Here is a 12,459-nt window from a genome sequence, read left to right as displayed (position 1 = left end):
GCGGCGTTTTGCTCGCTCAGCTCGGCGTGGCTTTCCCGAATGGCCTGGCGCAGCTGCTCGATTTCCCGGCTGCGAGCGGCGTTTTGCTCGCTCAGCTCGGCGTGGCTTTCCCGAATGGCCTGGCGCAGCTCTTGGATCTCGCGGCTGTTAGCAGCAGTTTGCTCGGCTGCCTGAGCTAGGAGTTGTTCTACTCGATCTAAGCGGTCTTGGCCGTTCATTCTGAAACCCTTGGATACCCACCGCGGGAACTACAAACCCATTCCTGCCAATGTGTCAATCACCTGCTCCAGGATCAGCGTGAGGTTGGGGTGGGAGGTTTCAAACAGTGCCAGCGCTTCCCCAATGCGAGCTTTGCGCCCTGGGTTTTGTTGGCCCTTGGTTGGGGATCCCAGCTCTGCCAGCACGGCTTCCACCTCCTGGCGGATGGCGGCAATGTGCTGCCGCTGCCTTTCATCCAAGCCGGAGGTTTTTTGCAGCTCAACATCCAGATCGTGCAGCAGTTGTCGCAGCTTTGATTCGGCCATTCTCAAAAAGACCTTAACAAATCAATAAATCAAGTTTTGACCACGCTGACTCGATCATACGTCCTATGGGCAGGAGCGGAGATCGCTCTTTTGGGGGTGGCTGAGGCGGCAAAGGTTAACTTTTGCAGCCAGGGATCCCAACCTTGGAGCAACTCTCATTAGGATGGCCAGTAGCCTTGCTGTCTATCCCTATGTCTGAGCTGGCATTGGCCCTGCTGGGGGCAGCAGTTGCCGTTGCCCTGTTCCTAGGAATTAGAATTAGACAGGGCCAGGGGCTGTTGCAGCGGTGGGCAGCAACGCAACGTCTGGGTGAGGCTAGGGCACTGGTGGCTGGGGCTTTTGTCCAGCCAGATGGAAGAGCGGTGGGAGTAAGTTGGGGATGAAGCATGGAAGGGAGCAAGGGCTGGAAAAAAGAGCAGTTGGGATTCTTGAAGGGAATGCCCTGGCTGGCTTTGGGACTGGCGCTGGTCTTATTGGTGTGGAATGGGCTTGGCAGCAATGGAGGAGCGATGGCCAGTCCCGGTGAAGGATCCCGAACTTTGACGGTAACCGGCCAGGGATCTGTTGCGGTGGAAACCTCCATTGCGGTAATCCGGCTGGGGGTGGTGCTCCAAGGGGAGACGGCGCAATCGGTACAGCAACAGGTGGCCGAGCGCTCGGAGCGGCTGGTGAACCGCCTCAAGGAGCTGCAGGTGAGCGCCCTGCAGACCACCGGCATTTCCCTCTATCCCCAATACGACTACCGAGAGAGCCCGCCTCGCCTGACAGGGATCCAGGGGCAAAACAGCTTCCAATTTGAGGTGCCCATAGCCCGAGCAGGACAAGTGCTGGACGAAGCCGTGGCTGCCGGAGCCACCCAAGTGGAGTCGGTCAGCTTCCGAGCCAATGAGGCCGCCCGGTTGCAGGCACGCAGCCGCGCCCTAACCCAAGCTGTGGAAGATGCTCGACGCCAAGCCAGTGACGTGCTGGGGGCCTTGAACCTGAGCATCCGTTCCGTGGAACGCATCCAGATTCACAGCGACAGCTATGTCCAACCCCCGTCCCCAGGCATGGGTGGAGCGGAGGAGGATGCCCCTCTCCAGGCAGCCACCACGCCAGTGGAAGGGGGACAGCAAACGGTGCGCGCCCAAGTCACGCTCGAGATTCGTTTCTAGGTTCCTGTGGCGGCCATGAAGTCGCGTCGAACCCTGCCTTCCCTCTCGCTGGGGCAGAGAAGGATTCCCCCTGGGAGAGGGAGGAACGCCTAGAAGCCTCTTCCTCGGGTTGGGAATGACTACGAAACTTCAAAAATCTCAAAAAAATAACCCGGCAAAGTTAGGTAGTGGCTGCCAATCCCTACGTCTAGAATGGCGATGGAAAACCATTGGAAAGTTTGCTTTCCCGGATTTCCTTCTCATCTGGCTTTGGCTTGCCCGTGGATCCCAATTTGGAGAGCGCTGCTGCCACTGGTACGTCTGAAGGCCCTCAGGCAAGCTTGGGCGCTAGCAAAGGCGAAGCCAGCAGCTTGCGGGCCCATGTGCTGATCGTGGATGACAGCTACATGGTGGCGGAAATGCTCTCTAATTTTCTCGGCAAGCAGGGCTGTAGTATTTCCTATGCCCTGGATGGCCTTTCTGCCCTAGAACAAATCCGCCGCCGAACTCCAGATCTCATCATTGCCGACTGGGTCATGCCCGCTCTCGACGGCCTAGAGCTGTGCCGGCAGTTGCGGCAAGCGCCCGAATATGCCTGGGTGTACTACATCCTCATGACCGCCCGCGAGGGCAACGACAACATGGAGCGGGCTTTAGAAGCCGGAGCCGACGAGTTTCTTTCTAAGCCTTTTCAGGCGGCGGAGCTGCTGACGCGGGTGCGGGCAGGGCTGCGCATTGTGGAGAGCCGCCGCCAGCAATATCTGCTCCAGACTGGACAAAAACAAGTCTCATCTCCTTCTGGCTCGGTTGCTTTGGGCAATCGGCAGGATCTGGTTACTCGCCTGCCGTTGCGGGTGGCCCAAGCCCGTGCCCAATCGGATCCCCTCAGTTTGTTTGTGCTGCGCTTGGCCAACCTCGCTGCTCTGGGGCAAGGACTGGAGGCCGGCGGTCGGGCTGCTCTTCTCAAGCTGTTTACGGATCGCTTGGCCCACAATTTGCGAGAGGGGGATGATCTCTTTTGCTACGACGAGGGCCAGTTTATCGTGGTGCTGCCGGGGAGCACTCTGGCCGCTGCCCAGATCGCTGCCGAGCGCTGCTGCCAGCGGTTGATCCAGGATCCCTTTGTGGTGAATGGGCAAGCGCTGCCGGTGCAGCTTCAATTTGGGGCGGCCACGCTCACAGATAAGGACGATCCCAAGGGGGTGGCCCTGTTGCGACGGGCTGCCCAAGCCCTGCGAGACAGCAAAAATGTCCACACCTCGGTGGTGACTGCTCCCCATCCCATCCTCGTTTCCGACCGTGTCAGGGGGACGGAGTCTTCAGAGCTGCTGAAATCTCTGCAACGTCTGGAACAAGAAAATGCCAACCTGCGCCAGGAGTTGGAAACTCACCTCCGGCAGCTCGAAGAGTTGCGGCAACAAAACCAAGAGCTAAGCCAAAGGGTTGGCAGGCTTGGATCTGAAACCTCTGCAGCGGGATCCCGCTCTCAGAGGCCCTTGTGGATCCGCCGGCGGAAACCGCGGCGTCGTCTAAAGCGTCAACTGGGCCGCGGAAAATGGCGACTGCGCCGGTAAGTCCGATCCCCAAAGTTTGCCATCAGGTTGGCTTGAGCAGAATGGGTGGGGGAGAGGTGTAACAGCGATGTTCAATTCTATTCAGGGCCGAGGAGCAGGATCCGCTACCTGGAAGTCAGCAAGAAGGTGGTTTCTCGACAACATCGAGCTGATCCTGACAGCGGTGGGGATAGGCGTAATCCTGCTCAGCGGTTGGGTGGCCAGCCGCAGCGCTCTTTCCGTAGCAATGGCAACGGCAGTCAGCGCCACCGTGGTGGGGGTTATCCACGGCATTCTGTTCTGGCTGTTGCGGCGGCGGCAGCGCCGAGTGCGGCAGGAGGCCATCGGTCAGATTCGCGAAATGCTGGAGGATCTGGGCAAAAACCGGCTGCAAACCATCAAGATGAGCCTGTACATGGTGCAGGCGCGCCAACCAGATCAAGAAGAGCGCACCCGCCAAAGCTTTGACCGCGCCTACCAAATTCTGGGAGAGATCAGCAACTTAATCGATCACATTTCCGAGGAATCCCTGGCCAGTTGGCGGCAGCGCTACCGGCAAACTCTAGATCGCGTGGAGTCGGAATCTCGATAGCCGAGACTCGCAGACAATTTGGAGTTGGGATTGGAGTGGACAGGCGGATTTCGGGAAGCACACAGTTGCTGGGCCTGATCGGGGATCCGGTGGCCCACAGCCTATCCCCGGCGATGCACAACGCCGCTCTGGCGGCCATGGGAGAAGACTACTGCTATGTGCCCTTTCCGGTGGCGGCAGAGCGCTTAGCGGTGGCGGTGGCCGGCCTGGCGGCCATCGGCGTGCGGGGGTTTAATGTCACCATTCCCCACAAGCAGGCGATTCTGCCTTTGCTCAGCCAGGTGGAAGCGCGGGCGGCAGCGGTGGGAGCGGTGAACACGGTCTACGCCCTGCCGGAGGGAGGCTGGGGCGGCACCAACACCGATATCGACGGCTTTGTCCAGCCTTTGCTGGGCCTGGAGAAAGGGATCCCCACCCTGATCCTGGGATCCGGCGGGGCGGCGCGGGCGGCCATCCAGGGCTGTTTGGAGCTGGGGCTGGGGCCAGTGCGGGTGGCCGGGCGATCCCCTGAGAAGTTACGTGCCTTGCAACAGACCTGGCCGCAGGTGGAGACGCTGAGCTGGGCAGAACTGGATCGCCACCTGGCTGAGACGCGGCTTTTGGTCAACACCACCCCCGTGGGCATGCATAAGCCGGGATCCCTTGCTGAGCTGTCTCCCCTCAGCTGGGAGCAACTGCGCCTTCTGCCCGCCGGCGCCACTGTCTATGACTTGGTCTATGTGCCGGATCCCACACCGCTGCTGCGCATGGCTGCTGAGCTGGGCCACACCCCTATTGGCGGCCTGGAAATGTTGATCCACCAGGGGGCCAAAGCCCTCTCCCTCTGGCTGGGGGGCAAGCCCGTGCCGGTAGAGGTGATGCGGCAGGCGGCCCGGCAGCAGTTGGCCCAGATCGGGGATCCCAACTCCTAGTTGTCCTCTTGGCTGAGTCTTGAATTCAAACAGAGCCGTATTTTTTGCTACAAAGATAGGCTCCTCACTCTGTTGAAATCGGTAAACGATCGAGCTTCCTGCAATGTTATTCTCCGCGCTGAGAAGCCCACAGTCGTGCGAGAAGTTTCAGGACAACGGGCTCGAAGTTAAATGAGCTTGATTGAGCTTGTTCGAGCGGGAACAATTGCTTTTGATTTGCCGATCTTTAGAGGAGAAAGAGGATAGGATTGAAGCCATTCTCAGTAGAGGTTGAGAGTGTCGGGAGTGCTGAGGCAACGGTGGAAAAAATACGGGATCCGTTGGCTGGGGGGCGTGCTCGGCGCGCTGATACTCCTGGGATCCGGGATCGCCGCCCAGGCCCAATTCCTCTGGCCCGGCCATTCCGGGTTGCAGGGTAGGGGGGAACAGAGGGGATCCCTCGACGCCTTCTGCCGGCAGCCGCCTGAGGAAGTGGCGCGCAAGGCCCAACTGCGCCAGCGGGCCGCCCAGTCAGATGCCGCCCGAGCTGAATACAACCAAGTTTTGGCAGAACATCGCGCTGCCTTGATCGCCTGCCGTAGCCGCCGTTGGCCGCAAATCCAAGCCATTTGGGTGCGCTTGCATCCCTGCGATGCCAATCCGGGCGTGTTGGATCAGGTGTTTGACCAGGTGGTGAACCTGGGCTACAACCGCGTCTTTATCGAGACGTTTTACGATGGCCGCTCCATTTTGCCAGATGGTGGGGGCGGGATCTGGCCCAGCCTACAGCCCAACGCCGATTTGTTGGATTTGGCCCTCAAGGCGGCGCGACGGCGAGGGCTTTCGGCTTATGCCTGGGTGTTTTCCCTCAATTTTGGCTACAGCTACGGACAGCGACCGGATCGTCAGGCAGTCTTGGCCCGCAACGGCCGTGGCCTCACCACCGTCTTGGATCCGGCAACGGCCCTTCTGGAAGATTTGGGCAGCCCGGATGAGGTGTTTGTGGATCCCTTCCATCCCGTGGCGCGCCGGGATTTTGCCGAGCTGATCCGCCGCATCCTGCAGCGGCAGCCGGATGGGATCCTCTTCGACTACATTCGCTATCCCCGCGGCTCTGGGGGATCCAGCCTGGCAGCCACCGTCCGGGATCTCTGGATCCATGGGGAGGCGGCCCGGCAAGCCTACCTGGATTTGGCAGAAAACGCGGCAGGCCGAGCCTTGCTGGAGCGTTACCTCAGCCAGGGCTACGTGACAGTGGCGGATGTGCTCCACCTGGACGCCACCTATGGCGAAGAGCCCAAGTGGCGTCAGCCAGGGGATCCCAGGCCCAGCGCAAGCGGGGAGCGGCCGCTTTCTCCAGAGCTATGGGACGGGATGGCCCAAGGCAGAGCAGGCGGGAACGAAGATCTACATTCAAGCCTTGCAAACGAGGATTCCCAGCCGTCGGCGAATCCCACCCCCTCTCCGACACCCAGCGCCGCTTTCCGACAGGAGCGCTGGCAGCAGCAGCTCTGGCAGCTCAGCGTCGAGTTTGCCCGCTACGGGATCCTCGATTACCTACGGCAAGCTGCCCAACCGGCCCAAAGCCTTGGGATCCCGAGCGGAGCCGTCTTTTTCCCCTATGGCAATCAGGCGGTGGGAGAAGGGTTTGACGCTCGTCTCCAGCCCTGGGATCGCTTCGATCCCGGCATGGAGTGGCACCCAATGGCCTATGCCAAGTGCGAGGATGGCTCCTGTGTGGCGCAGCAGGTGGAGCAGGTCTTGGCCGTGGCCTCTCCCCAAACCTTTGTCTGCCCGGCCATTGCCGGCCTGTGGGGACAAGCGCAGCGAAAACGCCCCAGCCTGGAAGCCCAAATGGCAGAGCTGGCCCGCCGCTTCCCGCAGTTGCCCTGTGTGAGTCACTTTGCCCTCTCTTGGATCGAGCCGGAGCTGGAACGCAGCCGTCGCACTTGTCAACTCTGATGCCCATCTCAATCTATGAGCGCCGAACAATTCGAGCTGATTAACCGCTTGTTTCAACTCACGTTTCAAATCGGGGATCGCTTGGGATGTGAGTCTTCGGATCCTGCTCAGTTATTGCTGACCAGCCAACCTAGCCTGGAAGCAAGCCATCTATATTTCCCTTCCGATTACGTTTATGAGGCTCTGGATCCCGAAGTGTGGGCCAATCATGTGCTGAGGTGCCAGCTTTAGCCCAGATGGCCGATATTTTGCAACCTTACCTTTTCACCGGTGGCATCTATCGCCAAGACGAGGTTTCGTGGTGGATTTGCGCTTTTTGGATGGCTCAAGAGAGGCTAGGAACCAACGTGCTCTTGCGCGCCCACAGAGTCGAAACTTAGGCAGTTGATCCCCAAGTTCCCTCTCGTATTGAGATGGGGATCGGTGTTACTTAAAATCTACATCGACTCCGGCGCGCTCAGGCCGAGAATGCCGGTAAGCACGTTAAACAAAACCTGTCGCGTGGCCTGCACCAATTGAATGCGGGCTTGAGCCAAGAGGGGATCCTCTTTCAAAAGGGGCAAAATGCGGCAGTTGTCATAAAACTTGTTGAAATCGGCGGCAATCGCCTCGGCATAGCGGATGATCTTGTGGGGGGCGCGCTCTTCGGCAGCGGCGATCAGCTCATCGGGCAGGGCCAACAGGCGCAGCAACAGGGCCCGCTCTTCGGGTTCTTGGTAGGGCAGTTTTTGTTGCTCTGTCAAGGTAACTTTGTTAGTTAGCTCCACTTTTTCTTCTTCCTGAAGCCGCCGCAGCAGGGTACAGCAGCGGGCATGGCTGTAGTGGACATAGACCACCGGGTTGTCGAAAGTTTGCTTGACGGCCAAATCCAAATCGAAGTTGATGGGGCTGTCCATGCTGCTGCTGAGCAAAAACCAGCGGGCCGCATCCACCCCAACGCCAATTTCGGGATCGTCGATGAGATCGTTTAAGGAGACAAAATTGCCGGTGCGCTTGGACATGCGCACTTCGGTTTTCTCGCCGGTTTCCGGGTCGGTTTTGAACAATTTGACAAATTGTCCAATCAGGATCTCCAGCTTGACATCCGGGCTGAAGGCGCCCACCGCCGCATGCAAGCGACCGATATAGCCGTGGTGATCCGAGCCGAGGATGTTGATGAGCCGTTGATAGCCCCGCCGCACTTTGTCGCGGTGGTAGGCAATGTCGGCGGCCAGGTAGGTAAAGGAGCCATCCGCCTTCTGCACCACCCGATCCTTGTCGTCGCCAAACTCTTGGGTTTTGAAATAGACGGCCTCTTCCGCTCCCGGCTTGGGATCCTCACCCCGCGGCGCCTTGGCCCTGTAGAGGAAGCCGCGCTCCTGCAGCTCCTGCAAAGCCTGTTGGATGGCGCTCAGGCCCGTCTGGGGATCCGGGGCGTGCAGGCGGCGCTCGCTAAACCAGTGGTCAAACTCGGTGCGCAACTGTTGCAAAGTCTGCTTTTGCCAAGCCAGCATCTCGGCGTAGGCAAAATCGGTGTACTCTTCCGGGGTGGTGGGCAGAGGGCGGATCCCGGCCTTAACTTGATCCAGCAGCCGCCGGGCGATATCGACCAAGTAGCTGCCGTGATAGGCGTCTTCCGGCAGAGCCACCTCTTCGCCCTGCAGTTGCCGCACCCGCACTTCTAGCGACTGGCCCAAGAGCCGCATCTGGTTGCCGGCATCGTTGATGTAGAACTCCCGCTCCACCTGGTGCCCCGTCCAGCGCAGCAGGTTGGCCAGCGTGGAGCCGACAGCAGCCCAGCGCCCGTGCCCCACGTGCAGGGGCCCCGTCGGGTTGGCGGAAACATACTCCAGCAGGATGCGCTCGGGATGGGGGGCAGCAGTTTTGCCGAAATCTTCCCCCAACCGCAACAGCTCTTGTAACCGCTCGGCCAAAAAGGAATCCCCCAGCCGGAAATTGAGGTACCCCCCCCCTGCTACCTCAGTTGCAATGCCCGGCAGATCCAGGTGTTTTTGCAGAGTCTGGGCGATCTGGGCCGGCGCCATGCGGCAGAGCTTGGCCATGCCCAGAGGAGTGGGACAGGCGTAGTCGCCGTAGCGGGGATCGCTGGGAATTTGGATCGTGGGAGCAACTCCTGCCGCCTGCTCCAGCGTCAGCGATCCCAGTTGCCCTGCCTCGGAGGCCCGTCGAATGCTCTCGGATACAGCGGCGGTGAGAAAGCGAACTAGCGAGGTGGAGAGGGGTTGGGTGGCCATGGCAGAGACCTTGCCGGAAAATTCAACCCAGAGAAGAGGCGTTTTTCGATTTTGACATACTTCCGCCTGGGCTAGGCCCCTCTACCAGAGCCACTCCTGCTGTAGCGCCAAGTTAGTATCAAGTTAGATGTCTAACAAAGTTACTGAAAAGCAGAGATCATTGCGCCTCATTAACCATAGTAAATTGTTCTTCAGTTCTTAGAGAGAAACCTTGAAAACGGCAGGTTCTGCGGCCATGGCTACGCTCAAGCCCAAAGCTGCTATCGATCCCAAAGAAAAGCTAAATAAGCCTGCGCAGGTTGGGGATCCCTTCTAACGTGGAGAAAATTGCTGGGGAGTTGCCGCTTGGAAACCTTTGTTTTGATCAAGCAAGTTCCCGATCCAAATGCCAAAGCCGGCATCAACAGCGATGGCACGATCGACCGGGCCAAGGCCAAGCGGATGCTCAACCCTTTCGATCGCTATGCGCTGGAAGCGGCCCTGCAAACCAAACGGCAACACGGGGCGAGGGTGACGGCAATTACCATGGGGCCGCCCCCGGCCATCGAGGTGCTCTACGAGGCCATTGCCCACGGCGTGGATCGGGGCATTTTGATGACCGACCGCCGCCTGGCCGCTTCGGATACCTTGGCCACCGCCTATACCCTGGCCCACACGGTTCGCTACGCCGGCCAGCCCGATGTCATCTTCTGCGGGCTCCAGACCACTGACGGCGACACGGCCCAGGTGGGGCCTCAGTTGGCCGAGCGGCTGGGGATCCCTCAGGTTACCTATTGCGAGGCCTTCGAGATCCGCGATGGGATGCTGGTGGCGCGGCGGGCCATCGAAGGGGGATCCCAAATCGTGATGGTGCCTCTGCCGGCCTTGGTCACGGTAGCCAATTCGGCGCGGCGTCTGGCCTATCCTACCCTGCGCGGTGTGCAGCGGGTGCAGCGGCTGATGCGGGATGAGGCGGCGCGGGCCGAGGCCATCCAGATCCTCAACCTGGACGATGTGGGGGCCGATCCAAAGCGCTGCGGCCTCCAGGGATCCCCGACCATCGTGGCCGCCACCGAAAAAGTAGGGGAAATCGGCGGCAACTGTCAGATCTTTCAAGGGCAGCCCGTGCCGCAACTGGTGAAGGAATTGGCTCAGGCACTTGACTTGAGCCTCTACCTGGCTACCCCAGAGGCTTTACCCTCTTTCCCCTTCCGCTAACTCCACCCTCTAAACCCATTCCTTAACTTCTCAGTTGCAGCCTGCCCAAAGGTGAGTTATCGCTAAGTTGCGGAAATCTGTATAGGAATTGACCAAACTTCCCAGCCTTTCTACTTTGATGAGGAGTCGTAAGCTCTATGGAGCACAAGCGGGTGTTGATCTTCGCCGAGCAGATCAAGGGTGAGTTGCAGCCCATCGGCCTGGAGCTGTTGGGAGCGGGGCGACGGCTGGCCGATAAGCTGGAAGCCACCCTGAGCGCCCTTGTCCTCGGGCACAACATCGCTCACCTGCCCCCAATCCTGATCGGCCATGGGGCGGATCAGGTCTTCGTTGCCGACCACCCCGAGCTGGCCGAATACCGCACCCTGCCCTACCGCCGCGTTATCCTGGACTTGATCAAAAGCTGGCCCCAGCCGCCCCACACCATCCTGCTGGGATCCACCACCACCGGTCGGGACTTGGCCCCCCGTCTGGCCGCCCACCTGGAAACCGGCCTGACCGCCGACTGCACCGAGCTCGACATCGGCCCCTTCGAGTACAGCAACAGCAAAGATCCCGGCAAGTCTGGCTTCTTCCCCGACTGCCTGTACGCCATTCGGCCCAGCTTTGGCGAGTCCCTCAAGGCCCGCATCCTCGGCCCCTGGAAAAACCCGCAGATGGCCACCGTGCGCCCCGGGGTGATGCAGCCGCTTCCCTGGGACGGATCCCGCCAAGGAGAAGTGATCCCGGTGCCGGTTAACTTGGAGCCGGAGGATCTCAAGCTGCAAATTGTGGAAACGGTGCGCAACCTCTCCCAGGCCGTCGATCTGACGCGGGCCAAAGTGATCGTTGCTGGCGGCTACGGGCTGGGATCGGCAGACGGCTTTGAGCTGATGCGCGAGCTGGCCGCCTGTTTCCCCAACAGCGCCGTCGGCTCCTCCCGCAAGGCTGTGGATGCCGGCTGGATCCCCTATGCCCACCAGGTGGGGCAAACTGGCAAGACCGTCCGCCCCCAGCTCTACATCGCCTGTGGTATCTCCGGGGCCATCCAACACCGCGTCGGCATGGACAAGTCCCAGACCATCATCGCCATCAACAAAGACAGCTCTGCCCCCATCTTCAAATTTGCCCACTACGGCATCGTGGGGGATCTCTACCAGGTGGTGCCCGAACTGATCCGGCAACTGCAGCAGATGCAGGAGAAAACCCAGGCGGACTCTCCTGCCCGGCCTTCGCCAACCCCCGCCCTGCAGATCCCTATCTTGCAGGGCCGCTAATCCTCCTGGGAAAGCACTTTAGTGCAGGGCCATGGTCAACAATCCCTGCTGTCCCAGCAACACCTCCCGCAACAGGGTAACCAGGCCCACCCACACTACAGGCGCCATGTCCACCCCCCCCAGGGGCGGGATCAGGCGGCGTGTCGGGCGCAGCAAAAACTCCGTCAGGCCGACCACTGGCGAATAGGGCAGCCGAGAGGTATCCAGTTGCGGATACCAGGATAAGAAGATGCGCAGCACAAACAGAACGGTGTAGAGCGCCAGCAGCGGGCCCAGCACCCAAGTGGTGAAAATCGGCAGCATTGCTTTTGCAACAATTGAGTTTCAGGGGAGGTTCTTCACCTATTCTGCTCCAAGGAAAGCCGCCTGTGCAGATCCATCGGCTTGCCTTCAAACCAGAAGTTAGTCCTTTGGTCGCTGAAAAGGGATCCCTGGATCCGCTTCTGGCCAGTTCCAACCTAAAAGCCCGAGGAACCCAGAAATCTTCAGGATTCAAAGTGGGTTATTTCCCCAAAAAGCTCCCCTTGTGGGATGGCAGCAAGAAGGCTAGCGTCATAATGGTCATATCTTGCTGACTGCAGGCAGGGATCCCATGCAGGGAAGATTACAAGAGATCGATATCCGAAGCATCCTTCAATTGATCGAGTTGGGCCAGCGCACCGGTGAGCTTTTCGTAGAGGCCAGACCCTCCATCTACTGGTTTGTCTTTTTCTTGAACGGGCGAATCATCTACGCCTCTGAAACCGAAGGCCACATCGCCCGCCTCAAAGACTACCTGCGCCGCTTCAAGCTGGAAGCCGCCCTAGACGAAGTTCAGATCCCTCCCAAAGCTGCGGTCAATGCCCCCGAATACAACCGCCTCTGGTCTTTGCTGGAAAACCACAAGCTCAACCCCAGCCAAGGCAAGCAAATCCTGCTGGGCATGGTGCGGGAAGTCCTCTTCGACCTGCTCAGCCTCCACCAGGGCTCCTTCATTTTCGAGGCTGGATCCCCCTTGGCCCCCCAACTGACCACCTTTCCTGTCACCCCTCTGCTCGCCGAGATGGTCACCCAGGTGCAGGAGTGGAAAAAGCTGCACCCCTACATCCAAGACCCCAACCAAGCCCCCACCATCGTCA

The 12,459-nt window shown here is 59.8% G+C and carries 12 protein-coding genes and 1 pseudogene; 9 read left to right on the top strand and 4 right to left on the bottom strand.

From position 1 onward, the window contains the following. Positions 1-218, bottom strand: a pseudogene (locus NW848_RS01395) (hypothetical protein); the annotation flags it as partial. Between the two features lie 30 nt (positions 219-248). Continuing rightward, a complete protein-coding gene (locus tag NW848_RS01390) occupies positions 249-524 on the bottom strand; it encodes a DUF4404 family protein (RefSeq protein ID WP_041438641.1) in 276 nt (91 codons plus the stop codon). A 386-nt stretch (positions 525-910) separates the two neighbouring features. On the opposite strand from NW848_RS01390, the gene NW848_RS01385 reads away from it, so the two are divergent. From NW848_RS01385 to NW848_RS01360, 6 genes are all read left to right on the top strand, one after another. Beyond that, a complete protein-coding gene (locus tag NW848_RS01385; RefSeq protein WP_414402741.1) occupies positions 911-1,678 on the top strand; it encodes an SIMPL domain-containing protein in 768 nt (255 codons plus the stop codon). 320 nt (positions 1,679-1,998) lie between these two features. After that, positions 1,999-3,231, top strand: coding sequence for a response regulator (locus tag NW848_RS01380; RefSeq protein ID WP_414346684.1), 1,233 nt, complete (start codon positions 1,999-2,001; stop codon positions 3,229-3,231). A 67-nt stretch (positions 3,232-3,298) separates the two neighbouring features. Beyond that, positions 3,299-3,802, top strand: coding sequence for a hypothetical protein (locus tag NW848_RS01375; RefSeq protein WP_011431503.1), 504 nt, complete (start codon positions 3,299-3,301; stop codon positions 3,800-3,802). A gap of 35 nt (positions 3,803-3,837) precedes the next feature. Further along, entirely contained in the window at positions 3,838-4,713 is an 876-nt protein-coding gene (locus tag NW848_RS01370; protein ID WP_099812719.1) for a shikimate dehydrogenase, read from the top strand. A 276-nt stretch (positions 4,714-4,989) separates the two neighbouring features. After that, a complete protein-coding gene (locus NW848_RS01365) occupies positions 4,990-6,654 on the top strand; it encodes a hypothetical protein (RefSeq protein WP_414402742.1) in 1,665 nt (554 codons plus the stop codon). 15 nt (positions 6,655-6,669) lie between these two features. Continuing rightward, complete coding sequence (locus NW848_RS01360; RefSeq protein ID WP_011431506.1) at positions 6,670-6,885, top strand: hypothetical protein; 216 nt, start codon at positions 6,670-6,672, stop codon at positions 6,883-6,885. Positions 6,886-7,091: 206 nt separating this feature from the next. Here the strand turns inward: NW848_RS01360 and argS are convergent, their stop codons facing one another. Next, positions 7,092-8,888, bottom strand: coding sequence for an arginine--tRNA ligase (argS, locus tag NW848_RS01355; protein WP_011431507.1), 1,797 nt, complete (start codon positions 8,886-8,888; stop codon positions 7,092-7,094). 345 nt (positions 8,889-9,233) lie between these two features. Between argS and NW848_RS01350 the strand changes: the two genes are divergently transcribed. Together NW848_RS01350 and NW848_RS01345 are read left to right on the top strand one after the other, a co-directional pair. Continuing rightward, on the top strand, positions 9,234-10,085 hold the full coding sequence (locus tag NW848_RS01350; protein WP_011431509.1) for an electron transfer flavoprotein subunit beta/FixA family protein: 852 nt from the start codon (positions 9,234-9,236) through the stop codon (positions 10,083-10,085). 137 nt (positions 10,086-10,222) lie between these two features. Beyond that, a complete protein-coding gene (locus NW848_RS01345) occupies positions 10,223-11,341 on the top strand; it encodes an electron transfer flavoprotein subunit alpha/FixB family protein (RefSeq protein ID WP_011431510.1) in 1,119 nt (372 codons plus the stop codon). Between the two features lie 18 nt (positions 11,342-11,359). Here the strand turns inward: NW848_RS01345 and NW848_RS01340 are convergent, their stop codons facing one another. Continuing rightward, on the bottom strand, positions 11,360-11,644 hold the full coding sequence (locus NW848_RS01340) for a YggT family protein (protein WP_011431511.1): 285 nt from the start codon (positions 11,642-11,644) through the stop codon (positions 11,360-11,362). 334 nt (positions 11,645-11,978) lie between these two features. Here NW848_RS01340 and NW848_RS01335 point away from each other — a divergent pair. Next, on the top strand, positions 11,979-12,459 hold a 481-nt coding region (locus NW848_RS01335), incomplete at its 3' end, for a DUF4388 domain-containing protein (protein WP_414510354.1).

The sequence above is a fragment of the Synechococcus sp. RC10A2 genome, from assembly GCF_047502605.1.
Note: the sequence above shows the minus strand (reverse complement) of the source record. Positions and strands in the feature narration are given on the sequence as shown.

Excerpts from the sequence above, each read along its gene's own strand:
- NW848_RS01375 (WP_011431503.1), top strand. The coding sequence starts at position 3,299 with ATGTTCAATTCTATTCAGGGCCGAGGAGCAGGATCCGCTACCTGGAAG.
- argS (WP_011431507.1), bottom strand. The coding sequence starts at position 8,888 with ATGGCCACCCAACCCCTCTCCACCTCGCTAGTTCGCTTTCTCACCGCC.
- NW848_RS01340 (WP_011431511.1), bottom strand. The coding sequence starts at position 11,644 with ATGCTGCCGATTTTCACCACTTGGGTGCTGGGCCCGCTGCTGGCGCTC.
- NW848_RS01385 (WP_414402741.1), top strand. The coding sequence starts at position 911 with ATGGAAGGGAGCAAGGGCTGGAAAAAAGAGCAGTTGGGATTCTTGAAG.
- NW848_RS01345 (WP_011431510.1), top strand. The coding sequence starts at position 10,223 with ATGGAGCACAAGCGGGTGTTGATCTTCGCCGAGCAGATCAAGGGTGAG.
- NW848_RS01390 (WP_041438641.1), bottom strand. The coding sequence starts at position 524 with ATGGCCGAATCAAAGCTGCGACAACTGCTGCACGATCTGGATGTTGAG.
- NW848_RS01360 (WP_011431506.1), top strand. The coding sequence starts at position 6,670 with ATGAGCGCCGAACAATTCGAGCTGATTAACCGCTTGTTTCAACTCACG.